Source organism: Bifidobacterium asteroides (assembly GCF_009683175.1).
Classification (GTDB): Bacteria; Actinomycetota; Actinomycetes; order Actinomycetales; family Bifidobacteriaceae; genus Bombiscardovia; species Bombiscardovia asteroides_H.
Genome location: NZ_WKKW01000004.1, coordinates 82,017 through 105,871, shown reverse-complemented (window position 1 = coordinate 105,871; position 23,855 = coordinate 82,017). Strand labels below are relative to the sequence as shown.

Here is a 23,855-nt window from a genome sequence, read left to right as displayed (position 1 = left end):
TATGGTCGACCCCAAGGGATTCCTCAAGGTACGCACCCGGCACGAGCTGGCCGAGCGCCCGGTAGCCGAACGCCTGAAGGACTGGCGGGACGTGCACCAGACCACCGGCCCCGGGCCCTGGACCGCCGAGCAGGCCGCCCGCTGCATGGACTGCGGCACCCCCTTCTGCATGACCGGCTGCCCCCTGGGCAACCTGATCCCCGAGTTCAACGACCTGCTGTCCCGGGGCCGCTGGGAGGAGGCCTACGAACGGCTGAGCCTGACCAACAACTTCCCGGAGTTCACCGGACGGATCTGCCCGGCTCCCTGTGAGTCCTCCTGCGTGCTCTCCATCCACCAGCCGGCCACCACCATCAAGCTGGACGAGCAGACCATCATCGATCAGGCCTGGTCCCTGGGTCTGGTCAAGCCCCGGCCTCCGCAGCGGCTGACCGACATGACCGTGGCCGTGGTCGGTTCCGGTCCCGCGGGGCTGGCCTGCGCCCAGCAGCTGACCCGGGCAGGGCACACGGTCGTGGTCTATGAGCGCGCCGACGCCATAGGCGGCCTCCTGCGTTACGGCATTCCTGCCTTCAAGTTGGAGAAGTCCTTGTTGGACCGTCGGCTGGAGCAGATGGAGGCCGAAGGGACCCGATTCCGCACCGGTATTGAGGTGGGCCGAGACCTGACCTGGGACCAATTGCGGGCCCGTTATGACGCCCTGGTGGTGGCCATCGGTTCCACCGAGCCCCGCCGGGTGGACCTGCCCGGGCGGGAGCTCAAGGGCATCCACTATGCCATGGACTTCCTGTCTGATCCCACACGTAAACTCATGGGCCGCGAGCCCATCAACAACATCGATGCAGCCGGCAAGGACGTCATCATCATCGGCGGCGGAGACACCGGGTCGGACTGCCTGGGCACGGCCCTGCGAGAGGGTGCCAAGTCGGTCACCGTCCTGCAAATCCGGCCCAAGGAGCCCTCTTCCAGGCCCGATGACCGGCCCTGGCCGACCTACGCCCGGCTCTACAATCCCACCTCCTCCATGGAGGAGGGCGGCCACTACGAGTATGCGGTGGACAGCCTGGAATACCTGGGCGACGGTTCCGATGACCGGATCAACCTGGACCAGACCAGCGCCCCCACCGGCTTCGACCGGGACCATGAGGGACGGGTGTGCGGCGTTCGGGTGGTGGACGTCAGCCGGGACGACCAGGACCGAATCATCCCCCATCCCGACACCGAGCGGGTCCTGCCCGCTGACCTGGTGCTGATCAGCATCGGCTTCGCCCATCCGGAGACGGCCACCCTGACCGGACAGACCGGCATAGGCCTGGACCCTCGCGGCAACGTGGCCCGGGATGCCGACTACGCCACTGACCGTGACGGCATCTTCGTCTGCGGTGATGCCGGACGCGGCCAGTCCCTGGTGGTCTGGGCCCTGGCCGAGGGTCGTTCCTGCGCTGCGGCCGTGGACCGGTATCTGACAGGCTCCACTGAGTTGCCCGCCCCCATCCGAGCCGATGAGCGCGCCATGACCCTGCCCGCGGCCGACCGGCGCCCACGCTAATATGAAAAGGAATGGTGCCGATCGAAGGGATGGAGGCAGTGGGATATGACCAACCGCGCTGAACGTAGGGCGCAGGCCAAGCGGAGCCGCCGTGGCGGCAGCGACGACCGGAGGATGACGGCCAAGGGCAGGGCCGGAGTGATGGACGAACGGGCCTTGCAGGAGCGCTCCCGTCGGCTGGAGGCTGGCCAGGGCGCCGAGTGGAAGCCCACCGGGCACACCGATGACCTGGTGCAGAAGGATTCCGTGGACCCCAATGACCGCAACCCCCGTCTGCTGAAGGCTCCCAGCGGCGTGCGCCAGTGGCTGCGAATCCTGGTCTGGGCCCTGATCATCTGCTCCGGCCTGGCCTTCCTGGTCTGCATGTGGCTGCCACACGTTCCCATCTGGGCCACCATCGCCATCGCGGCGGTCTTCTGCCTGGGCGTACTGGGGCTCTTCCTGGTCGGCGGCAACCGGGACAATCCCCGTCTGGACTCCTACGGAACGGCCCTGTGACCATGAGCGAAAGCGTGGCAGAAAAACAGGCCGTGCTCATGCAGCACGTGGGATTCCGCCGTCAGGGCCGGGTCATTCTTGACGATGTGAACCTTGAGGTGGGCCGCGGGCAGAAGTGGGTGCTCTTCGGGCCCAATGGCGTGGGCAAATCCACCCTGGTGGCCATGATGAGCACCCGAGGCTTCCCCAGCACCGGCAGCGTAGAGATCCTGGGTAACCGGCTGGGCAAGGTGAACGTTTTCTCCTACCGGCATCGGATTGGTCTGGCCTCGGCCGGCCTGGCCAAGACCATCAGCCCCCAGGAGGATCCCTACGACGTGGTGCTGACCGCCTTCAGCGACACCACAGGCCGCTGGAGGGAGACCTTCACGCCCGAGCAGGAGGAGGCCACCCTGGCCCTGATGGACCGGTTCGGCATCGCCTACCTCAAGGGCAAGCGCATGTACCGGCTCTCTGAAGGGGAGCGCGGTCGGGTGCTGATATGCCGGGCGCTGATGGCCAATCCCGATCTGCTCATCCTGGATGAACCGACCACCGGGCTGGATCTGGGCGGCAGGGAGCTGGTGCTCAGGGCCCTGAGCGACATCGGCAGGGGGGACAGGGACCGCACGGTCATCCTGGTCACCCACCGGCTTGAAGAGATTCCCCTTGGCTTCAGTCGGATAGCCATGATGGGCCGGCGTCCTGCCGACACTGCAGACACCGGCGACCCGGATCCGGGCACCATCGTCTACCAGGGCCCCTTGGAGGGCGGACTGACTGGTCCGCGCCTGAGCGAGCTCTTCGGTCTGGACCTGACCGTGGTCCACCGCGACGGACGCTGGGGTGCATTCGCCGTCTGAACGCCACTGCCCGCGGACCCGTTCTGACACACCCGTATCAGCTCAAGGAATAGCAAATTCGTTCGCCAGGGCACGGGTATAGACTGTGGTGGTTTGTCTGCCCGGGGACCGCGGCAGACCTATATGCGTGAAGGATGTTGACGTGATCAAGATATGGACCCGCTACCTGCGGCCTTACTGGCTCCAGGTGGCCGTTCTGGTGCTCTTCCAGGTGGCGCAGACGGCCTTGAATCTCTACCTGCCCAACCTGCAGGCGGACATCATCGACAAGGGCGTGGCCGTGGGCGACCAGGATGCCATCTACAGGATCGGCTGGGAGATGATGGGAATCACCGCCCTCCAGATCGTGGCCAACGTGGTAGCCGTCTACTGCGCCACCCGGCTGGCCATGAGGATGGGCTACGAGCTGCGCAGGGACCTGTTCGCCTCGGTGGAGGGCTTCAGCCTCAACGAGATCGAGCGTTTCTCGGCAGGTTCCCTGATTACACGCACCACCAACGACGTCCAGCAGATGCAGATGACCACCATGCAGACCCTCATGATCATTCTGCAGGCCCCGGTCATGCTGATCGGCGGGCTGGTTTTGGCCCTGCGCCAGGACGGCCCCCTGACCTGGTCCCTTGCGGTCATCGTGCCCCTGATCCTTCTGGTGGCACTGGTGCTCATGGGCAAAATGGGACCCCTGTTCACCCGTCTGCAGAACATGCTGGACTCGGTCAACCGCCTGGTCCGCGAGCAGATCTCCGGGGTGCGGGTCATCCGCGCCTTCGTCCGCGAGAAGACCGAAGCCGCACGCTTCGACAAGGCCAACCGCGACGTCTACGGCGTCCTGATCTCCACCGGTCGGCTGATGAGCATGATGGTGCCGCTCATGTGGTTCCTGCTGAACATGTCCAACGTGGCCATCATGTGGTTCGGCGGCCGCCGCATCGACTCCGGGGCCATGCAGATCGGTGCCCTGCAGGCCTTCATCCAGTACCTGATGATCATCCTGTCAGGCCTGATGATGGCTGCCATGATGTCGGTCATGCTGCCCAGGGCCGCTGTGGCCGCCCGAAGGATCAATGAGGTCCTGGAGGCCACCAGCGAGATCGCCGCTCCCGAGCATCCCTACCGCAACGAGCATCCCCAGGGGCTGCTGGAGTTCAAGCACGTGGACTTCAGCTACCCGGGCGCCCAGGACCCGGTCCTTTCCGACATATCCTTCACCGCCCGGCCGGGCACCACCACGGCCATCATCGGGGCCACGGGATCCGGCAAGTCCACCATCATCCGGCTGGCCAACCGCATGTTCGACGTCACCGACGGCCAGGTCCTGGTGGACGGCCACGACGTGCGCGAGTACGACCCTGACCAGCTGGCCCTGATCTTCGGACCGGTCCCGCAGAAGGCCACCCTCTTCACCGGCACCATCCGTGACAACATGCACTACGGGGACCCCGAAGCCGACGACGACCGCATCTGGCAAGCCCTGCGCATCGCCCAGGCCGAGGACTTCGTGCGGGAGATCCCCGAGGGTCTGGATGCCCGCGTGGCCGAGGGCGGCACCAACTTCTCCGGCGGGCAGAAGCAGCGGCTCTGCATGGCCAGGGCCATCCTGCGCAACCCCCGCATCTACACCTTCGACGACTCCTTCTCCGCGCTGGACATGACCACCGACCGTGCCCTGCATGAGGCCCTGGTGCCGGTCACCCGCGAAGCCACCCAGATCGTGGTGGCCCAGAGGGCGGCATCCATCCGCCAGGCCGACCAGATTCTGGTCCTGGAACGAGGCCGCATCGTCGGCCGGGGCACCCACGACGAGCTCATGGAGGACTGCCCCACCTACCAGGAGATCGTCCAGTCCCAGGGCGGGCAGGGTCCCGACGTGGAAGAGCTCAGCATTGACGAGGGGAGGGCCGAGTAGATGGCCAAGGACTTGAGCACGAACACAGGCTCGCAGGCCGTGGGCGGCCGCCGTCACACCGTGGGCCGGCTGGTCCATTATCTGCTGGCCAGCCCCTGGAGGGTCATCGTCATGGTTCTCGCCGGCATGACCGCCGTGGCCATGATCGTCATCGGCCCCAAGGTCATGGGCGAGGCCACCAACGTCCTCTTCGAGGGGCTGTTGGGGTCCATGCTGGTCAAGATGGGCGCCAAACCCGGCACCCCCAAGCAGGCTGTGGTTACCTACCTGCAGTCCCGCGGCCAGGACAAGTTCGCCCGGATGATCGACTCCATGAACGTCCAGGTGGGCGTGGGCATCGACTGGGGGCGCTTCGGCACCATCCTCATGTTCGTCATCGGCATCTACCTGGTCTCCATCCTGGTCCGACTGGTGCAGAACTTCCTGATGACCCGGCTGGTCTCCGACGCGGTCTACACCATGCGCAGGCAGATCGAGGACAAGCTTGACCGGCTGCCCCTGCAGTACTTCGACCGGACCCCGCGCGGCGAGGTCATGAGCCGGACCACCAACGACATCGACAACATCTCGGGCACCCTGCAGCAGATTTTGGGAGAACTGCTCTTCTCGGTTTTCTCCATCATCGGCGCCTTCATCATGATGCTGACCATCTCGCCCCTGCTGACCCTGATCGCCTTCATCATCATCCCGGTCATGGCCCTGTGCGCAGGCATCATCCTCAAGAAGACCCAGCCCCAGTTCACCAGGCAGTGGATCCGCACCGGCCAGGTCAACAGCCACGTGGAGGAGATGTTCTCCGGCCACATGGTGGTCCGGGCCTTCGGCCACCAGCGCAAGGCCGAGGATGAGTTCGAGGAGCGCAACCAGGAGCTCTACCAGGCCAGCTTCAAGGCCTCCTTCTTCTCCGCCCTGGTCACGCCCATGTCAACCTTCTTCGGCAACCTGAGCTTCGTGATCGTGGTCATCATCGGCGGCGTCCACGTGCTTAACGGCAGCATGAGCCTGGGTGGCCTGCAGGCCTTCACCCAGTACACCCGTCAGGCCTCCCAGCCCATCGGCCAGCTGGCCTCCATGGGCACCATGCTCCAGTCCTCCCTGGCCTCCTGTCGCAGGGTCTTCGACTTCCTGGACGAGGCCGAAGAGGTGCCGGACATCGAGCATCCCGACCATCTGGGACAGGAGACCGGAGGCAAGGTCGAGGGTCATGTCCGCTTCGACCACGTCCGCTTCTCCTACGATCCGGCCGAGCCGCTGATCAAGGACCTGTCCATCGAAGCCAAGCCCGGGCAGACCATCGCCATCGTCGGGCCCACCGGGGCGGGCAAGACCACCCTGGTCAACCTGCTCATGCGCTTCTACGAGATCCAGGGCGGGTGCATCACCATAGACGGCGTGGATACCTCCAGGGTGACCCGTCACGACCTGCGCAGCCACTTCGGCATGGTCCTGCAGGACACCTGGCTATTCGACGGGACCGTCCGCGACAACCTGCTCTACGGGCTGGACGAGGGGCAGACCATCCCAGAGCAGACCATGATCGATGGCGCCAAGGCAACGCATGTGGACGAGTTCATCCGCAAGCTGCCCCAGGGCTACGACACCGTCCTCAACGAAGACAGCAGCGAGCTCAGCCAGGGCGAACGCCAGCTGATGACCATCTGCCGGGCCTTCCTGTCTGATCCCGACATCCTGATCCTGGACGAGGCTACATCCTCGGTGGACACCAGGACCGAGCTGTTGGTCCAACAGGCCATGAACACCCTGCGCAAGGGCAGGACCTCCTTCGTCATAGCGCACCGGCTATCCACCATTCGTGACGCCGACCTGATCCTGGTGGTCAACCACGGCTCAGTGGTCGAGCAGGGCACCCACGACCAGCTGCTGGAGCGCGGTGGCGCCTATGCCTCCCTCTACAACTCCCAGTTCACCAAGGGCGAGGAGGACTGAGGGGGCATGAGCCTAAGGCGCGGACCGCTGAGCGTAGGGGAACGGGTCCAGCTGACCGACCGTCGTGGCCGCAAGTTGACGGTCATGCTTGAGCCAGGCGGCCTGACCCAGACCGACCATGGCCTCCTGCCGCACGAGGCCATGATTGGCCTGCCCGAGGGATCCGTGGTGGTGACCATCTCGACAGACAGGTGGCGCCGGATGCGTCACTTGCAGGATGCCGGCACAGATACAGAGGCGCCTGACAGGGCCAAGCCCTGGAAGTCCTCGCGAGGCATCGGAGGATGGGCCTTCACGGTCATGCGTCCCAGGCTTGAGGACTACATTCTCTCCATGCCTCGCGGCGCCCAGATCATGTACCCCAAGGATGTGGCCAGGGTCATTCTCCTGGGCGACATCCGTCCCGGCATGAGGGTGCTGGAGTCGGGAGCCGGCTCAGGGGCCATGAGTTTGGGCCTGCTGGATGCCATCGGCACGGAGGGGAAGCTGACCAGCATTGAGCGACGGGAGGAATTCGCCCGGGTGGCCATGGGCAATGCAACGGTCTTCTTTGGGCAGCGCCCTGCCCAGTGGGATCTGCGTACCGGCGACTTCGACACCGTTGCGGCCGACCTGCCCGAGGACGGATTCGACCGTATTGTTCTGGACATGCTCGACCCCTGGAACCGCCTGGAGCAGGCATATCGGGTCATGGCCCCCGGTGGCGTGCTGACCGCCTACGTGACCACAACCACCCAGCTCAGCAGACTTGCCGAGGCCCTGCGCGCAGACGGCCGATGGACCGAGCCAGAAATCATGGAGAGCCTGGAGCGTTCCTGGAAGGCCGACGGTCTGGCGGTCCGACCTGAGCATGAGATGATCGGGCACACCGGCTTCCTCTTGACCAGCAGGGCCATGGCTCCCGGTCAGCAGGCGCTACGCAAACATATCCGGGCCACCAAGGACTACCGGACTGACGTGGATCAGGGCCGACGGCCTGCAAAGATCAGTGGATCCAATCACGAGCGTGAGACGCAGGATCTGGAGGATCTCGAGGATCTGGAGCTGCGCCGGGTCTCCGATCGTAAGTTGCGCAAGGTGTTGCGCGACCTGGATCATCAGGTGCGCACCCTTCAAGGCGGCAGGGAGCAGGAAAGCTGATCGCTCATGACCCGCGCCTTCAGTCAGCTCTGTCATAATGGAGAAGACGCCTGATAGGGACTCCGGGAAAGGAAGTATGCATGGGTTTGCGAAAAGGTCTGAAGGCCGAGGATCTGCGCAGGTGCAGCCGGACACTCATGCTCATGCGTCATGCCAAGACCGAACGCCAGGGGCCACAGGGTGATCGCAGCCGTCAGCTGACCGACCGAGGCCTGAAACAGGCCCGAATCATGGGTCGTGGATTGACCGCTTTGGGTCTGGTGCCCGACCGCATCATCTGCTCGGGTGCGCCCCGGGCACGTCAGACCCTGGACGGCATGCTCAAGCCCCTGGGGGACGGGCCGCGGGTCGATTACCGGGAATCCCTCTATGAATCCGGCATGCAGGCGGTCTTCGACCAGCTGGCGCAGACCGAGGACCGTGACCGCCGGGTCCTCATCCTAGGTCATGAGCCCACCATGTCTATCTGCTCACAATGGCTGGCCGAGGACAACTCCGATCCCGACCTTCTGGACCTGCTCAATCTTGGACTGCCGCCGGCCACCATGGTCGTGCTGGGATCTGAGCGACCATTGACCGACTGGGGAACCCACCAGGCCCGTTTGCTTGGCATTCTGGGCCCCCAGGACCTGGGGGACTGGCCGGCATAAGAAGCCGTAGACGATCTTCCATAGGCAGTCTTGGCGACCAATAATCACCTGGCTGCTGTCATGTCGTTATCGATTCAATTTATGGCGACACCTTATTTGCACCAATTACCCGCCTCCCCCCGCCGCTGATAGGCTGACCGGAGACATCAGGACGAAACTGGGAGGTTTCATGGCAGCGATTACATCCGTGTCCGGGTTCCCGCGCATCGGTGCGCACCGCGAACTCAAGAGGGCCATCGAGGGCTACTGGAAGGGCGAACGGAATCTGGACGAGGTTCGGCGCACAGCCGCCGACCTGCGGGCCAGGCACTGGCAGCTTCAGCAGGAGGCCGGCGTCGACCTGATTCCTGTCAATGATTTCAGCTACTACGACCAGATCTTGGATACGTCCATCCTTCTGGGCGTCGTGCCCGAGCGCTATCGGAAGCTGGGCTTGGGCCCCGAGGACACCCTCTTCGCCATGGGCCGTGGTTACCAGGGGGAGCAGGGTGACGTTACCGCCCTGCCCATGAAGAAGTGGTTCACCACGAATTACCACTATCTGGTTCCCGAGATCGATCAGGACACCAAAATCGCCCTGGAAGGCGACAAACCATTCAAGGAGTACCGGGAGGCGCGCGAGCAGGGCATCGCCGCCAAGCCGGTGCTGATCGGACCATACACCTTCCTCAAGCTGGCACGCGGTCCCCAGGGTGAGCTGCTGGATCCTGACCCGGCGCTGGTCCAGGACCTGGCCAAGGCCTATGCGACCATACTGGAGCGGTTCATCGGCCTGGGCGCCGACTGGGTACAGCTGGACGAGCCTTATCTGGTCCTGGACAAGGAGCCTGGCGACCAGGGCCTCTTCGAGACCCTCTACCAGCCCATCCTCAAGGCCCGCCAGAGCGACCAGGGCAAGGTCCGTGTCCTGCTCAACACCTACTTCGGCCATGTGGGCGACTGCTATGAACGGCTGGCTGGTCTGGGCTTCGACGGCATCGGTCTGGATCTGGTCGAGGGCAGGGATGAGAATCTGGCGGCCCTCAAGGAGCACGGCGTGCCCGAGGGAACCACCATCTTCGCCGGCCTGGTCAACGGCCGCAACATCTGGCGCAATGACTATGCAGTCAGCCTGGGCCTCCTGGATGCCCTGCACCAGGTGACTCCGAATGTGGTGGTGGCTACCGCATGTTCCCTCCTGCATGTGCCCTACACGGTGGCCGACGAGGATGGGCTGGATGCCGACACCGTGCGGCCCCACTTCGCCTTCGCCCTGGAGAAGCTGGGTGAGCTGCACGACCTGGCCCGGCTGGCCGATGCCGACGAGGACCAGCGACGCTCCAGCAAGGCCCTTGCCGACAACCAGAAGCTCTTCGACGGTAGCCGCGTCCAGCCCGACCCACAGGTGCAACAGCGCCTGGCCGGTCTTAAGGACGAGGACTTTGTACGTACCCCGGCCCGGCCCGAGCGCCAAAGGATCCAGGCCCAGGAGCTGGGTCTGCCCCTGCTGCCTACCACCACCATCGGCTCCTTCCCCCAGACCGCCGAGGTCCGCGCCGAGCGGGCCCGCCTGCGTAAGAAGGAGATCAGCCAGGAGGACTACGACGACTTCATCGCCCGCAAGATCGACCAGGTCATCGATCACCAGGAGCAGATCGGCCTGGACGTCCTGGTCCATGGCGAGTTCGAGCGCAACGACATGGTCGAGTACTTCGGCCAGAACCTCAAGGGCTACCTCTTCACCCGGAATGCCTGGGTCCAGTCCTATGGCACCCGCTGCGTCAAGCCTCCCATCGTCTGGGGGGATATCTCCCGCGCCCGGCCCATCACGGTGCGCTGGTCCTCTTATGCCCAGTCCCGCACCAACCATGTGGTCAAGGGGATGCTGACCGGTCCGGTGACCATTCTCAACTGGTCCTGGCCCCGCGAGGACATCGATCACAAGCAGCAGACCCGTCAGCTGGCCCTGGCCATCCGAGACGAGGTCCTGGACCTGGAGGCCGCGGGCATTCGCATCATCCAAATTGACGAGGCCGCCCTGCGCGAGAAGCTGCCGCTGCGGCGCTCCGACTGGCACAGCCGATACCTGGACTGGGCCATCCCCGCCTTCCGGCTGGTGCATTCCGGCGTCAAACCCACTACCCAAATTCACACCCACATGTGCTACTCGGAGTTCAACGACATCATCAAGGACATTGATGCCATGGACGCCGATGTGATCTCCTTCGAAGCCTCCCGCTCCGACCTGACCGTTCTGGATGCCATCCAGGAGGCCAGGTTCGAGACCGAGGCAGGCCCCGGAGTCTACGACATCCACTCGCCGCGCATCCCCTCCACCGAGGAGATCGTGGACCGGATCCATGCCATCCTGAAGAAGCTGGACGCGGCCAAGGTCTGGATCAATCCCGACTGCGGATTGAAGACCCGAGGCGATAAGGAGACCTGGCCCAGCCTGGAGCACATGGTGGCCGCCGCGCATCAGGTGCGCGCGGAGCTATCGTCCAGTCAGGAGTCGGATCATGCATGAACCTATCTTTTCCCTGGAGGTCTTTCCCCCCAAGCGCGATGCCCCGGTGGGTACCATCTATGACACTTTGGACGGTCTGGAAGGGCTGATGCCCGACTTCATCTCGGTGACCTACGGGACCGGCCGGCGCTCGGACCGCACGGCCACGGCCCGCATAGCCAAGACCATCCATACCGAGTACGGCATCCCTGCGGTGGCGCACTTGACTGCCCAGTACGCGGACCGCGAGGTGATCGATCAGGCTTTGGACATGTTCGACGACGCAGGGGTGGCAGCGGTGCTGGCCCTGCGTGGCGACAGCGTGGAGGGCCGTGAGCCCGCCGGGGTCTTCGACCATGCCAGTGACCTGGCTGCCTACATCCGCTCCCGTCGGCCAAACCTGTCGATATACGGAGCCTGTTATCCCGAGACCCACCCGGAGGCCGCCTCGCCCGAGGAGGACATTGAGAATCTGCGAATCAAGGTCGATTCCGGCGTGGACCATCTGGTTTCACAGCTCTTCTACGACAACGCCGATTTTCTGGACTTCCTGGACCGGGCTCGGGCAGCGGGCATCCAGGTGCCCATCGAGGCCGGCATCATGCCCATCACCAACGAGGGCCAGGTCCGGCACATGAGCGAGGTCTGCAAGGCGCGGATTCCGGCGGCTGTTGAGTCCATCCTGGAACGCTGGGGTGACGACCGGGCCAGCCTGCGCGAGGCGGGCATCATCTACGCCTCTCAGCAGATCGCCGATCTGGTGGCTCATGGGGTGGACGGCATCCACCTCTACTCCATGAACCACTCGGGGGTCACCAGGCGCATCTGGCACAACGTCCGTCACCTCTTCCGTCAGGCGGGTGCCAAGGAGGAGCCGGTCAGCAGCCATAAATAACTGCATAAAAGCGGGGGAGGCCCCGCACCGATGACTGCCAAAGCGCGATTTTCTGCCTTCAGCGACGCTTTCGGCCTTGATTGTCGGTGCGGGGCCTCACCCATGGCCAGACCTTGAGTGCAGCCCTGTTCAGCGGCGGTATCATGCCCAGCAACAGACCAAGGAACATCCCTCCTATGGTCAACCAGGAGGCCAGGTCATGTCCCAGCAGAATCATGACTACCACAAGGCCGGGGCCGATCAAGGATAGGACCGGTATCCAGCGTTGCTGAGAATCGGTCATTCTGTCGTTTTTCTTCGGCAGAAGTCCATAGATCAGTCCTATCGCCAGCCCTATCAGGGCGCACACGATTGTCAGGAGGGTATCGGTCAAGTGCATTCTAGGGTTCCTTCTTTCATGATTGCTCGGGCAAGGCCTTTCTGGTGCCGCGCATGATGCTATGCGTGTGAAAACCGCGAAACGTCCTGCAGATCGTGGCAGACCGGGGAATGCCGCGGCTCTGGAAACGCAAGCGCTTGATGTATGACGGACAAGGTGGCCATCGGCTCGCCCATCTGCATCAAGACAGCCGTTTCACACATTCCAGGTCAGCTCCTCTACGATGATCAGCCTGCGGACTTGTTGACACATCAATGTGTGCGTGGACGCTATAGACAGCTATCATAGCCGCCACAGAGCGGAATCAACAATGGATGGCGGACAGGGAGCACTTCCCTAGAAATGATGGTGTCAGGGAAAAGCAAAGGCTCAAAAGTCTCCCGGAGGAGATTTAGAAACACGTCCCAGGTCGTGTTCAGGATGCCTCCCAGAACCACTCCTCGGGATTCGTTGCGTTGTCGATGCGAATGGCGAAGTCGCCTATGCTCCGCCGGCATTGGCTATCGTATCCTCTGTCTGGCTGAGGCAGTTCGGGAAGGCAGCAAAGTTCCATGACCCAACCTGATCTTCACCATATTCTGTGCATTCCGGGAGGGCCGCAAGTGCTGACGACCCGTTACCCCTATAATGCCTGTACCTGTTCCGCAGATATCAGAGTCGTCGCGGAGCCTGAGGAAAGGCAGGGGATAATTCATGGAAGATCCGGCGCGACCGACCACTTCGACCCTGATTCACCTCGGGTTGCACGACCTGGACAAGGCCCGGGTTCGGCTGGATCGGCTTGCCCGCCTCGTGGACGACCAGGCTCTGGCGCAAACACTGATCCAAGCCCTGGGACAGGCCTGCGATCCTGATGAAGCCCTTGCTGGACTGATACGGATTCTGGAACAGTATCAGAAGGCAGACCGACCGAACTTTCTGGCCGGATCTCCGCAGAAAAGCCAAGAGGCCGCCCAGTCGCTGATCAGGGTGCTGGGGGCCTCGGAGGCCATGGGCCGACTGATGCGCTCGCGGCCGGAGTTGGTAAAGGCGGCCGCTCTGGATCCGGATCACTTGGCTGACTGTCCGGCGGAAACCAGGCAGAGGCGGGTCCTTGACGCCTTGGATAAGGTGGAAGCAAACTCGGACTCCGTGCCCTCGCTGGCGGCTTACGCCGATGCGCTGCGGTTCGAATATCGGCTGCAGCTGGCTGCCGTCATGGCCCGGGATCTGGCAGCCGAGGATCCCCTGGAGCTGGAGCCAGCAATCAGCCGGGCCCTGTCCGATATGGCCGACGCTGCGCTTCAAGGGGCTCTAAACATCGCCCGCCGTCAGGTTACCGACGCGGATTCATGTCGTCTGACGGTCATCGGCATGGGCAAACTGGGCGCCCAGGAACTCAACTACGTGTCCGATGTGGATATCATGTACTTGGTGGAGCCGGCATCGGGAGCGGATTCAAAGGGGACCGATCCCATCGCCGTGGGCACTGCCATGGCGGTCCTCCTGCAGCGGGTCTGTCAGTCGGTCATCCCCGGTTCGACCGAGCCGCCGCTCTGGAAGGTCGATACTGCCCTGAGGCCCGAGGGTCGTGATGGCCCCTTGGTCCGTCGTCTGGACTCCTACGCTGACTACTATGCACAATGGGCCGAAAATTGGGAGTTCCAGGCCCTGCTCAAGGCCCGTCCGGTTGCGGGCGACAAGGCCCTGGGACAGGGCTACTCTGCCATGATCGCGCCCCTGGTCTGGGGTGCCTGCCAGCGACCCAACTTCGTCTACGACTGTCAGCGGATGCGCCAGCGTGTGGAGAGGCTGATACCCGAGGACCGCAAGGAGCGCGAGATAAAGCTGGGCCAGGGAGGACTGCGGGACGTGGAATTCACCGTCCAGATGCTCCAGCTGGTCCATGGCTCCAGCGACGAGGATCTGCGTTGTCCAGCGACTCTTGACGCCTTGCAGGCCCTGTCCCGTGGCGGTTACATTTCACGCAAGCACGGCGACCAGCTGGACCATGACTATCGGTTCGAACGGGTCATGGAACATCGTCTGCAGATGTGGCAGCTGCGTCGCACCCACCTCTTTCCGAAAATCAACCGTTCAGGCACCCCTGGCAAACGGCCGCCAAGCCTGGAGGAACTGGAGAGCAACCGCGATCTGAGGCGGCTGGCCCGGGCATTCGGTCTGCATGCCGACCAGATGCTGGCCCAATATCAGGCCACCAGAATCGAGGTCCGCAACCTTCACCAGGCCATCTACTTCCGTCCCATGCTGCCCATCAACGCCCAGGTGGACGAGGACGAGGTCAGCCTGCGCCCCCAGGCGGCCCGCGCCCGGTTCGCCTCCATCGGCTTTGCCGACCCCGATGCAGCCATCCGCCACGTCACGGCTCTAACCACAGGGGTCACCCGGTCGGCGAGGATCAACCGTATTCTCATGCCCGCTGTCCTCCAGTGGCTGGGGGAGGGCCAGGATCCGGACATGGGACTCTTGGGCTGGCGAACCCTTGAGGAGCACTTCGGCGGCAAGAGCACCTACCTCGGCTTCCTGCGGGACTCCACCTCGGCCGCCCGCCGCCTCTGCCACGTCCTGTCCAACTCCCGCTATCTGTCCGGCGCCCTGGCCCGGTCCGTCCAGTCGGTCACCTGGCTGGGCCATGACCAGGACATGATCCCCCGTGATCGGGCCACCCTTGACAAGCGCGCCGCAGCCTATCGGACACGGCACGCGGACTCGTTGGAGGAGTTCGCCACCGCAGTGCGGGCCATGCGCCGCCAGGAGATCGAGCGGATTGGGCTGGGCTGGATGAGCGGTGTGGACGATCAGCAGGCCTGCCTGGCGGGCATGTCCGATGTCTACGATGCAGCCATCAATGCAGCCTTGGACTGGGCCGTGGACCACCGTTTGGAACAGGCTAGCGCACCAGCAGATCTGGCTGTGATCGGCATGGGCCGCTACGGAGGCAGGGAAGTCAACTTCAACTCGGACGCTGACATCATGCTGATTTACCGTCCAGCCTCGGGCGCCGACCAGGACCAGGCGGCGGAATTCGCACGTGGGGTGACTGCCGACCTGCGGGCCGTCCTGGCTGGACGGGCCAGCCTGGAACCTGGCATCGACCTGGACTTTGACCTGCGCCCCGAAGGTCGCCAGGGTCCTCTGGTGCGTTCCCTGGACTCCTACCAGCGCTACTACCGCGAATGGTCCGAGACCTGGGAACATCAGGCCCTGATCCGGGCCAGGTTTGCAGCCGGGAATGCGGACCTGGCAAAGGCCTTTCTTGAGGGTACGGCCAATCCGTTGCGCTACCCCCAGCAGCCGCCCAACGAGGAGGAGCTGGGACAGATTCGCCGGCTCAAGGCCCGGATGGAGGCTGAGCGACTGCCGCGCGGCGTGCGCCGGGACCGGCACCTGAAGCTGGGCCGGGGAGGGCTGTCTGACGTGGAATGGACTGTCCAGCTCCTCCAGCTGCGTCATGCCCACGATCAGCCTGAGCTGCAGGTCACCGGCACGCTGACAGCCCTGGACGCCCTGGAGGCTGCGGGACTCATCGAGACCAAGGATGCCAAGGCCCTACGCCGCAGCTGGGTGCTCTGCACCGCAGCCCGCAACGCCAACTTCCTCTGGTCCGGACGTGTTTCCCAGGCGGACATCCTGCCTGATGACGGTCAGGTTCTGGGAGGTATCGCGGTCTGCCTGGGCTACCCGGCCCACCGGGGCCAGCACTTTGTCAACGAGCTGCTGGCCGCCATGCGCCGCTGCAGGCAGGTCATGGAACGGCTCTTCTACGGGGGCTGACCCTGGGTCCATCCGGGGTCGTATGCTTGTTCAGGTCACATAAGGTGGCCACCTTGAGGAAGGTGAGCCGTTGTCCCAACAAGTTGATCACGCATCCAACACCTCTTCCGCCGTCGTTCCCCTTCGTGGGCGAAGTGTGGTAACCCTCGACGACATTCCCATGACACAGATCCTGGACCTGCTGGATCGGGCGGCCTATATCGATACCCATCGCCGTCAGGTGGCCCACACCTGTGACGGCCGGGTCCTGGCCACGCTCTTCTATGAACCCAGCACCCGCACCCGGCTCAGCTTCGAGACGGCCATGCTCCGTCTGGGCGGCCAGGTCATCGGGTTCGCCGGCGCCCAGCTGGCCAGCGTCTCAAAGGGAGAGTCCATCAGCGACACCCTGAAGACGGTCTCCAACTACGCAGACATCGTGGCCATCCGCCATCCCAAGGAGGGTGCCGCCCTGGTAGCCTCCCAGGCGGCTACGGTCCCGGTCATCAACGCCGGCGACGGCGGGCACATGCATCCCACCCAGACCCTGACCGACCTGGCCACCATCCGCGCCCGCAAGGGTCGGCTGAACCACCTGACCATCGGCCTGTGTGGTGATTTGACTTTCGGCAGAACCGTCCACTCCCTGATCACCACCCTCTGCCGCCTAGGCCATGTGGACTTCGTCCTGATCAGCCCCGACGAGCTGCGCACCCCCGAATACGTCCTGGAAAGGATCCGCTCCTCGGCCGACTGCACCTACCGGGAGACCGGGGACCTGAACGGGGTTATCGGCGACTTGGACGTGCTTTACATGACCCGTGTCCAGCAGGAGCGCTTCTTCAACGAGGACGACTACCTGCGCCTGCGCGACACCTACATTCTGAATGCCGACAAGCTTCGGGCTGCGCGATCCGACATGGCCATCCTCCACCCCCTGCCCAGGGTCAACGAAATCGCCGTGGAGGTGGACGATGATCCGCGTGCGGCATACTTCCAGCAGGTCCGCAACGGCATGCTGGTCAGAATGGCCCTGGAAAGCGCCCTGCTGGGTGACGAGCTGCCTGGTTACCGCGAGCAGAAGGAGGTGGCGGCATGAAGGTCACCAGCATCGTTGACGGCATCATCATCGACCACGTTCGTGCAGGCACAGCCCTGAAGGTGCTGCACTACCTGCGCGTGGATCCGGCGAAGACCCGGCTGGCCCTCATCATGAATACGGACAGCCGCAAGTACGGGTCCAAGGACATCATCAAGATCGAGCAGACCGGGGATCTGGACCTGACCGCCCTGGGGTTCATCGCCCCCGAGGCTACGGTGGACGTGGTTCGGGATGGCAGGATCGTCAGCAAGCATCAGCCGGACCGCCCCAGTCATCTGGTGAACGTCATCACCTGCGTCAACCCCCGGTGCGTGACCACTGTGGAGACCGGCGTTGACCAACGCTTCCACTTGGACGCTGCCGGGGTTTACCGCTGCGACTACTGCGACGAGAAGGCTGAAGACTGACATGCGGCTGCTGGGGTTGACTGATTGGCGTAGCGGCAGGGCGGTCGATCTGGTACTTCCCCAGGCCGCCAATGGTGCGCTGATTGACGAGACCGGTGCCATGTCGGCAGAGGTGGATCAGATAGACGCCTCGGGGCTGGTGCTGGCTCCCGCCCTGATCGACCCCCACGTCCATCTGCGGGACCCTGGCCAGACCGACAAGGAGGACATGGTCACCGGCACAGCTGCCGCAGCCGCCGGAGGCTACGGGCTGATACTGCTCATGCCCAACACCCAGCCAGCCATGGACGGACGCGCCAGGATGGCCGACGGGCGCACGGTCATTGACTACCTGGAATCCTACGAGCAGGACCACGGGCTGAGACTGCCGGTGGGCTATGCCCTCTGCGTGGCGGCCACCCTGGATCGGGCTGGCCGTCAGGCCTCGAACCCTGACGACTGGTCGGGCCACCTGCCTGGCCACGGATGGGCACACCCCGTAGTGGCCATCAGCGACGACGGCTCGGCCGTCACCGATCAGACACTGGAGGCCGTGGCCGCCAACGCAAGGGCTTTCGACGTGCCCATCCTGGATCACTGCGAACACCACGAGCACGGTCAGGTCAACCTTGGAGCCGTCAGCCGCCGACTGGGGTTGGAGGGGATTCCAGCCTCGACCGAGACCGCCATCATCAATCGGGACATCGTCTTGGCGGAACGTACCGGCATCCGGGTGCACCTGCAGCATGTCAGCACCGCCGGGGGATTCGAGGCCGTCCGCCGGGCCAAGGGCCGTGGATTACCGGTCACCTGCGAGACCGCGCCCCACTATCTGGCCCTCTGCGACGAGGACCTGCTGCGCTGCGGCAGCATGGCCAAGATGAACCCTCCGCTGCGCTCCCGCGCCGACCAGCAGGCAGCCCTTGAGGCCGTGGCCGACGGCACTGTGGACATGATTGCCACCGACCACGCCCCACATACTGCTGCTGAAAAGGCGCTGGGGCTCAAGGATGCCCCCAACGGCATCATCGGCCTGGAGACTGCATATGCGGTCTGCAACCAGGTTCTGGTCAAAAGCGGGCTCATCAGCCATGACCGCTTGATCGAGCTCATGTCCCTGGCTCCGGCCGGGCTCATGGGCGTGCATCGGCTCCTGCCTGAAGACCTGCCTTCGAACACTGCCAACAAGGTCAATAAGGCCGACACCGGTCCCCTTCAACTGGAGGCCGACAAGCCCAGCGAGACCGGCCAGCCGCCCGTTGACTTGGTCATCCTGGACCCTGAGGCCAAGTGGAAGGTTGATCCCAGCCGTTTCCACTCCAAGGCGAGGAACACCCCCTTCGCAGGGGCGGAACTGGCCGGACGGGTCATGGCCACCATCAAGGATGGGCGTCTGGTCTTCTCCCGCCTGCCCGCAAGCCGCCTCATCCCCAGGGAAAGGATCTGAGCATGGACCGACTGACCGCGCTCATTCAGGACAAGCAAAATCCGACTGTGGTCGGCCTGGATCCACGACCGGAACTGCTGCCCGGCCAGCTGATCGAACAGGCCAGACAACGTGCCGCTGGGAGCATGGCCCAGATGGGTCTGGACCCCAAGGATCCGCAACAGACCCAGGGTGAGCAGGCCCAGGCTGTCTGGGCGGACCACCTGGCCCGGGCCTATCTGCGCTTCAACCTGGCCATCCTGGAGGGCGTGGCCGACCTGGTGCCTGCAGTCAAGCCTCAGATCGCCATGTACGAGGCCCTGGGAGCCTGGGGCATCAGGGCCTACACCGGCACCTGCCGGGCCGCAGCCGACCGCGGCCTCTACGTCATCGGGGATGTCAAGCGCGGGGACATCGGCTCAACAGCCGAGGCCTATGCCGCCCATCTGGACGGGCTTCCCCTGCCCTTCAATCCAGGACAGACAGTGGATGGGCCGACCCGGGCAGGGGGAAGGTTCCCCTGGTATGAGGATGCCCTGACCATCAATATCTACCTGGGCTCCGACGGGGTGGAGCCCCTCCTGCAGGCGGCCGAGCACATCCAGGGTGACCTCTTCGCCCTGGTGCGCACCTCCAACCCTTCGGGCAGTCAGATCCAGGAGCTGGGTCTGGACACTCACTCGGGCGGTGGCACCATCTATCAACGCCTGGGCGACCTGGTCGAATCCTGGGGGCAGCCCTCCATCGGCGAATCGGGCTACTCCAGGCTTGGGGCTGTGGTCGGCGCCACCCACCCTGAGGACGGCGCACTGCTGCGCCGGGCCATGCCCCACACCTTCTTCCTGGTCCCCGGCTACGGAGCCCAGGGTGGTTCGGCGGCCGACGTGGCGCCCATGTTCGACCGGTCCGGCGGCGGCGCTGTGGTCAACTCCTCACGGGGGATCATCGCAGCCTGGCGGAAGGATCCGGACTACAGCCCGCAGCTGAGCGTCCAGGCGGCCCTGGGTATGGTCACCCGCGATGCCCGCCGGGCCGCAGAGGCCATGAAGGACGATCTCAATCAGGCGATCAAGGAGGCCCGATGAAACCCAACCTCTTCATATCCACCAGCCGGGTGGAGGAGCAGGCCCGACAGGCGGGTCGGATGCCCGGACGCCGCACGGCCCAGGTCACTGGTATGGAGCCCCTGGACCGGCAGGTCTGGCGGATGACCATCTGCGACCCCTACCTGGCGGCCCACGCTCCGGCAGGAACCTTCATCAACCTCTACTCGTCTGACCGCATGACCATGATGCCCAGACCCTTCGGCATCAGCCGGGTTCTGGAGGGCGAGCAGATTGAGATCATCTTCGCCGTGGTGGGCCAAGGGACCTACGAATTCTCCCGACTGCAGCCAGGCATGGCTGTGGACCTGTTGGGGCCCCTTGGTCATGGCTTCGACCTGGAGAAGCCGGCCCACTATCTGCTGGTGGGTGGTGGTCTGGGCGTCCCCCCGCTGATCCGCGCAGCCCAGTGCCTGCAAGGCCGGTCCGATGTGCACACCACCGCCCTGCTGGGCTACCGTGACCACCGGTTTGCCGATGCCATCATGGGTTCGCTGACCGACCGGCTGGAGTCCATCGACAATGCCTCCGGGGATGTCATAACCCTCTTGGACCGTGTTCGCGGCGACATCGATCCCGAGCGGACCATCATCCTGACCTGCGGACCTCTGCCCATGATGCGGGCCGTGGCCGCCTGGGCCCGCAAGACAGGTCTGCCGGCCCAGTGTTGCATGGAGTCCCGGATGGGTTGTGGCTACGGCACCTGCGTGGCCTGTGTGGTCGACACCGTGGACGGCAGGCTCAAGGTCTGCAAGGACGGCCCGGTCTTCGCCGCCGACCGTCTGATCTGGGATGCAGACGAGGACAAGAAGGAGACACGATGAGCGGGCTGACAATCATGGATCCTCTGGAGCCACACGTCTGGCGGCATGGCACTATTGTGGCCGGCACGCCCTGGAAGAACCCGGTGGGCACGGCCTCGGGCACCTTCAACCTGGATGCCTGCGGGGATTATTATGATGTCTCCCAGATGGGCGCCATCTCCACCAAGGGGGTTTCACCGGTTCCCTGGGAAGGCAACCCCACGCCCAGGACCGCCGAGAGCCCAGCCGGCATGGTCAATTCCGTGGGCCTGCAGAACCCGGGCGTAGACCATTACCTGGTGGACGAGCTGCCCAGACTCAAGGCCCTTGGAGCCAACGTGGTCACCAATGTGGCCGGTCACAGCGACGAGGACTATGCCACCGTCGTGGAACGCTTGGCCGACTCCCCGGCGGACATGTTGGAGATCAACGTCTCCTGCCCAAACGTCTCACATGGGGGGATGTCCGTGGGCACTGACGCCAAGGCCCTCAACCGGCTGATTACCCGCCTTCGGGCTCTGACCGACAAGCCCATGGTGGTCAAGCTGACCCCCAACGTCACCGACATCGTAGAGGTGGCCCGAGCGGCCGTCGATGGGGGAGCGGATGCCCTCAGCCTGATTAACACCCTGGTAGGCATGCGCATCGACATTACTACAGGCAAACCCATCCTGGCCCAAGGCACCGGCGGTGTCTCAGGCCCCTGCATCCTGCCCATTGCCTTGTCCTTCGTCTGGCGGGTGCGCCAGGCACTGCCCGACATTCCCATCATCGGCATCGGGGGCATCGACTCGGGACGCACGGCCTTGGAATTCCTTTATGCGGGGGCCAATGCCGTGGAGGTGGGGGCTGCGGCCCTGGTGGATCCTGTGGCTCCCATGCGGGTGGCTCGGGAACTGGACGATCTGTTGGACGAGCGGCCCGATCTGGCCGATTTGCTCAAGAAAGGGGAATGCTGGCGATGAGTGCATCCGCAGCAGAAGACAAGGCCAACCATGACGGGGATGCCCAGGAGCAGACCCTCCGCATCCAGGAGGGCTTCACCAGCTTCCTGCTCCAGAGCGGAGCGCTCAAGTTCGGTGACTTCACCCTGAAGTCGGGGCGGCGCTCGCCTTACTTCATCAATGCCGGGGCTTTCAACGACGGACGGCTGATTGCCTTGCTGGGGGAGTTCTACGCCCGGACCATTGTTCAGGCCGTGAAGCAGGGGACCCTTCCCGCCGACATCGACACGGTTTTCGGCCCAGCCTACAAGGGGATTCCCCTGGCCGTCTCCACAGCCATAGCACTGAGCGGGGCACACGGAATGCCGGTCGGCTATACCTTTGACCGCAAGGAGGTCAAGGACCATGGCGACGGAGGCCTTATGGTCGGCACGCAGCTCAAGGACGGCATGAGGGTGCTGCTGGTGGATGACGTCATGACCGCCGGAACCGCGGTTCGCCAGGTGGTGCCCAAGATCATGTCCCAGGCCAAGGTCACCATCGTCGGCCTGGTGCTCTCTGTAGACCGGATGGAGCGCACCGGTCAAGGCCAGGGCTCGGCTGTGGAGTCAATCATGGACGAGTTCCATTTCCCGGTCATCAGCATCGTCAACGTCCGCCAGATCTTCGATGCTGCTGCCTCCATGAAGGGCCCGGACGGGTCACCCATTCTGGACCAGCGCACGGCAGATGCCGCCAGGGACTATCTGGAGCGCTACGGGGCCTGAGCAAAGGACCGTCTTATATCAACATGCGAATTGTGCATTCGTACCACATTGACGCACCTTCTTCGGATGGTCATTCTGCCGGATGACCCTCGTGTAGATTAATAAAGGTCCGACGGGCAGGCCGGCGGATCATCATCGCAAGGAAGGCCATGGATCATGACGAAACCGCAGGAGCAGAACGGTCATGAGGAACCGGACCAGACTAGGGACGATGCAGTGGATTCGGTGAAGCCTACCGCTTCGGCCACAGCAGCTGACGCAGTGAACCCTTCAGCTGTGGCTGAATCTGCTGATAGTCATATTGCGACTGAGGATGAACCGGCAGAGGCAGGCCAGCCCCAGGAGAGCGAGTCTGAAGAAAGTGCGTCTGCACAGCGCTTGCGGAGGTTTCCGCTGATACTGGTGGCGGTGGCTCTTGTGCTGGTGCTTGCGGCAGGCATATACATGCTATGGGCAGAACATTCTGGAGTCGGCCAGTCTGCCCAAAAGCCCTCCTCAGGAGCATCGACCGCGCAAGTCGGTCAGGCTCCCAGCGGAGACGCCACGGCCTATAAGGATCTGCAAGAGGTCGCCGTCAAGCCTTCGGTGGCCGACGACCAAGGAGGGCTGACCGTTTCAGCCAAAGGGGTCGGCAGCAAGAAGAAGGTTGCCGATGCGCCCACCCTTGAGATCTTCATGGACCCCATGTGCCCCTGGTGTGGCAAGGTGGGCCGGGTCATCGATCCGCAGCTGCAGCGCATGATCAGCGCCGGCCAGATCAACGTCACCTACAACTTTTTGAACTTCCTGGATTCAGCCTCAAGCGACGAGTACTCCAGTCGCGTGGACAACGCCCTGGCTATGGTGGCCCAGGAGGACCCGGATCATCTGCCGGCCTTCGCCGCTGCCATTTTTGCCACCGACTTCCAGCCTGATGAAAGCTCCTATCAGGCCGTCTCCGACGCGCGCCTGGCCGACCAGGCCGTGGGAGCTGGAGTGCCCAGGTCCTTGGCAGACCGTTTCGCCCAGGGCACCTACAGGCCATGGGTGGACAAGGTCAACGACTACGCCATCACCCGGAAGGATGCCAAGGACGCCAAGGGCGAGTTCTCAACACCCACCATCATGATCAACGGCAAGGTCTGGGATTTGACCGCAGCGGCAAAGAGCCAGGGAGGGCTGGAACATCTGGACCAAGCCCTGCTCAAGGCCCTGGGGCTCAAATCGCAGGATGTGGGTCATCAAGGAAAGATGCCATCCATCGGAGCCCAAGGAAAAGCGCTGAAAGTACAGTGACCGGT

The 23,855-nt window shown here is 64.0% G+C and carries 19 protein-coding genes; 18 read left to right on the top strand and 1 reads right to left on the bottom strand.

Annotated features, from left to right (window positions below):
* Position 1: 1 nt before the first annotated feature.
* The 9 genes from GKC41_RS06680 (at position 2) to metF (ending at position 11,912) form a co-directional block, all read left to right on the top strand.
* Positions 2–1,549: a glutamate synthase subunit beta gene (locus tag GKC41_RS06680; protein WP_154313523.1), complete on the top strand. Its 1,548-nt coding sequence runs from the start codon at positions 2–4 to the stop codon at positions 1,547–1,549.
* Positions 1,550–1,594: 45 nt separating this feature from the next.
* Positions 1,595–2,047, top strand: coding sequence for a hypothetical protein (locus GKC41_RS06675; RefSeq protein ID WP_045935411.1), 453 nt, complete (start codon positions 1,595–1,597; stop codon positions 2,045–2,047).
* 2 nt (positions 2,048–2,049) lie between these two features.
* Positions 2,050–2,889 carry an ATP-binding cassette domain-containing protein gene (locus tag GKC41_RS06670; RefSeq protein ID WP_154313522.1) on the top strand — a complete coding sequence of 280 codons (840 nt, stop codon included), beginning with the start codon at positions 2,050–2,052 and terminating at the stop codon, positions 2,887–2,889.
* A gap of 142 nt (positions 2,890–3,031) precedes the next feature.
* Positions 3,032–4,795 (top strand): ABC transporter ATP-binding protein, encoded by a 1,764-nt coding sequence (locus GKC41_RS06665; RefSeq protein WP_324612080.1) that lies wholly within the window; start codon positions 3,032–3,034, stop codon positions 4,793–4,795.
* Positions 4,796–6,742: an ABC transporter ATP-binding protein gene (locus tag GKC41_RS06660; RefSeq protein ID WP_154313521.1), complete on the top strand. Its 1,947-nt coding sequence runs from the start codon at positions 4,796–4,798 to the stop codon at positions 6,740–6,742.
* Positions 6,743–6,748: 6 nt separating this feature from the next.
* Positions 6,749–7,882, top strand: a complete 1,134-nt coding sequence (locus GKC41_RS06655) for a tRNA (adenine-N1)-methyltransferase (RefSeq protein ID WP_154313520.1) — start codon at positions 6,749–6,751, stop codon at positions 7,880–7,882.
* Positions 7,883–7,962: 80 nt separating this feature from the next.
* Positions 7,963–8,532, top strand: a complete 570-nt coding sequence (locus GKC41_RS06650) for a SixA phosphatase family protein (protein WP_154313519.1) — start codon at positions 7,963–7,965, stop codon at positions 8,530–8,532.
* Between the two features lie 169 nt (positions 8,533–8,701).
* Positions 8,702–11,038 carry a 5-methyltetrahydropteroyltriglutamate--homocysteine S-methyltransferase gene (gene metE, locus GKC41_RS06645; protein WP_154313518.1) on the top strand — a complete coding sequence of 779 codons (2,337 nt, stop codon included), beginning with the start codon at positions 8,702–8,704 and terminating at the stop codon, positions 11,036–11,038.
* A complete protein-coding gene (gene metF / locus GKC41_RS06640; protein WP_154313517.1) occupies positions 11,031–11,912 on the top strand; it encodes a methylenetetrahydrofolate reductase [NAD(P)H] in 882 nt (293 codons plus the stop codon). Before metE ends, metF begins: the two co-directional genes overlap by 8 nt.
* A gap of 58 nt (positions 11,913–11,970) precedes the next feature.
* On the opposite strand, the gene GKC41_RS06635 is transcribed toward metF, so the two are convergent.
* Positions 11,971–12,291, bottom strand: coding sequence for a hypothetical protein (locus GKC41_RS06635; RefSeq protein WP_154313516.1), 321 nt, complete (start codon positions 12,289–12,291; stop codon positions 11,971–11,973).
* Between the two features lie 693 nt (positions 12,292–12,984).
* Here GKC41_RS06635 and GKC41_RS06630 point away from each other — a divergent pair.
* The 9 genes from GKC41_RS06630 (at position 12,985) to GKC41_RS06590 (ending at position 23,850) form a co-directional block, all read left to right on the top strand.
* Positions 12,985–16,065, top strand: coding sequence for a bifunctional [glutamine synthetase] adenylyltransferase/[glutamine synthetase]-adenylyl-L-tyrosine phosphorylase (locus GKC41_RS06630; RefSeq protein ID WP_154313515.1), 3,081 nt, complete (start codon positions 12,985–12,987; stop codon positions 16,063–16,065).
* 70 nt (positions 16,066–16,135) lie between these two features.
* A complete protein-coding gene (gene pyrB, locus GKC41_RS06625) occupies positions 16,136–17,143 on the top strand; it encodes an aspartate carbamoyltransferase (RefSeq protein ID WP_154313514.1) in 1,008 nt (335 codons plus the stop codon).
* Positions 17,140–17,553 (top strand): aspartate carbamoyltransferase regulatory subunit, encoded by a 414-nt coding sequence (locus GKC41_RS06620; RefSeq protein ID WP_154313513.1) that lies wholly within the window; start codon positions 17,140–17,142, stop codon positions 17,551–17,553. Before pyrB ends, GKC41_RS06620 begins: the two co-directional genes overlap by 4 nt.
* Before the next feature lies 1 nt (position 17,554).
* On the top strand, positions 17,555–18,979 hold the full coding sequence (locus tag GKC41_RS06615) for a dihydroorotase (protein WP_154313512.1): 1,425 nt from the start codon (positions 17,555–17,557) through the stop codon (positions 18,977–18,979).
* Between the two features lie 2 nt (positions 18,980–18,981).
* The gene (pyrF, locus tag GKC41_RS06610) at positions 18,982–20,043 is read left to right on the top strand and encodes an orotidine-5'-phosphate decarboxylase (protein WP_154313511.1); all 1,062 of its coding nucleotides are present in this window, start codon (positions 18,982–18,984) and stop codon (positions 20,041–20,043) included.
* A complete protein-coding gene (locus GKC41_RS06605) occupies positions 20,040–20,885 on the top strand; it encodes a dihydroorotate dehydrogenase electron transfer subunit (RefSeq protein WP_154313510.1) in 846 nt (281 codons plus the stop codon). The genes pyrF and GKC41_RS06605 overlap by 4 nt, the downstream gene beginning before the upstream one ends.
* Complete coding sequence (locus GKC41_RS06600) at positions 20,882–21,829, top strand: dihydroorotate dehydrogenase (protein ID WP_154313509.1); 948 nt, start codon at positions 20,882–20,884, stop codon at positions 21,827–21,829. The genes GKC41_RS06605 and GKC41_RS06600 overlap by 4 nt, the downstream gene beginning before the upstream one ends.
* Complete coding sequence (gene pyrE, locus GKC41_RS06595) at positions 21,826–22,575, top strand: orotate phosphoribosyltransferase (RefSeq protein ID WP_154313508.1); 750 nt, start codon at positions 21,826–21,828, stop codon at positions 22,573–22,575. The genes GKC41_RS06600 and pyrE overlap by 4 nt, the downstream gene beginning before the upstream one ends.
* A 156-nt stretch (positions 22,576–22,731) precedes the next feature.
* Entirely contained in the window at positions 22,732–23,850 is a 1,119-nt protein-coding gene (locus tag GKC41_RS06590; protein WP_154313507.1) for a DsbA family protein, read from the top strand.
* The last annotated feature ends 5 nt before the right edge of the window (positions 23,851–23,855 follow it).

What these genes read in the sequence shown, in the direction of transcription:
- GKC41_RS06680 (WP_154313523.1), top strand. Translation starts at nt 2, where the DNA reads ATGGTCGACCCCAAGGGATTCCTCAAGGTACGCACCCGGCACGAGCTG.
- GKC41_RS06675 (WP_045935411.1), top strand. Translation starts at nt 1,595, where the DNA reads ATGACCAACCGCGCTGAACGTAGGGCGCAGGCCAAGCGGAGCCGCCGT.
- GKC41_RS06670 (WP_154313522.1), top strand. Translation starts at nt 2,050, where the DNA reads ATGAGCGAAAGCGTGGCAGAAAAACAGGCCGTGCTCATGCAGCACGTG.
- GKC41_RS06660 (WP_154313521.1), top strand. Translation starts at nt 4,796, where the DNA reads ATGGCCAAGGACTTGAGCACGAACACAGGCTCGCAGGCCGTGGGCGGC.
- GKC41_RS06655 (WP_154313520.1), top strand. Translation starts at nt 6,749, where the DNA reads ATGAGCCTAAGGCGCGGACCGCTGAGCGTAGGGGAACGGGTCCAGCTG.
- GKC41_RS06650 (WP_154313519.1), top strand. Translation starts at nt 7,963, where the DNA reads ATGGGTTTGCGAAAAGGTCTGAAGGCCGAGGATCTGCGCAGGTGCAGC.
- metE (WP_154313518.1), top strand. Translation starts at nt 8,702, where the DNA reads ATGGCAGCGATTACATCCGTGTCCGGGTTCCCGCGCATCGGTGCGCAC.
- metF (WP_154313517.1), top strand. Translation starts at nt 11,031, where the DNA reads ATGCATGAACCTATCTTTTCCCTGGAGGTCTTTCCCCCCAAGCGCGAT.
- GKC41_RS06635 (WP_154313516.1), bottom strand. Translation starts at nt 12,291, where the DNA reads ATGCACTTGACCGATACCCTCCTGACAATCGTGTGCGCCCTGATAGGG.
- GKC41_RS06630 (WP_154313515.1), top strand. Translation starts at nt 12,985, where the DNA reads ATGGAAGATCCGGCGCGACCGACCACTTCGACCCTGATTCACCTCGGG.
- GKC41_RS06620 (WP_154313513.1), top strand. Translation starts at nt 17,140, where the DNA reads ATGAAGGTCACCAGCATCGTTGACGGCATCATCATCGACCACGTTCGT.
- GKC41_RS06615 (WP_154313512.1), top strand. Translation starts at nt 17,555, where the DNA reads ATGCGGCTGCTGGGGTTGACTGATTGGCGTAGCGGCAGGGCGGTCGAT.
- pyrF (WP_154313511.1), top strand. Translation starts at nt 18,982, where the DNA reads ATGGACCGACTGACCGCGCTCATTCAGGACAAGCAAAATCCGACTGTG.
- GKC41_RS06605 (WP_154313510.1), top strand. Translation starts at nt 20,040, where the DNA reads ATGAAACCCAACCTCTTCATATCCACCAGCCGGGTGGAGGAGCAGGCC.
- GKC41_RS06600 (WP_154313509.1), top strand. Translation starts at nt 20,882, where the DNA reads ATGAGCGGGCTGACAATCATGGATCCTCTGGAGCCACACGTCTGGCGG.
- pyrE (WP_154313508.1), top strand. Translation starts at nt 21,826, where the DNA reads ATGAGTGCATCCGCAGCAGAAGACAAGGCCAACCATGACGGGGATGCC.
- GKC41_RS06590 (WP_154313507.1), top strand. Translation starts at nt 22,732, where the DNA reads ATGACGAAACCGCAGGAGCAGAACGGTCATGAGGAACCGGACCAGACT.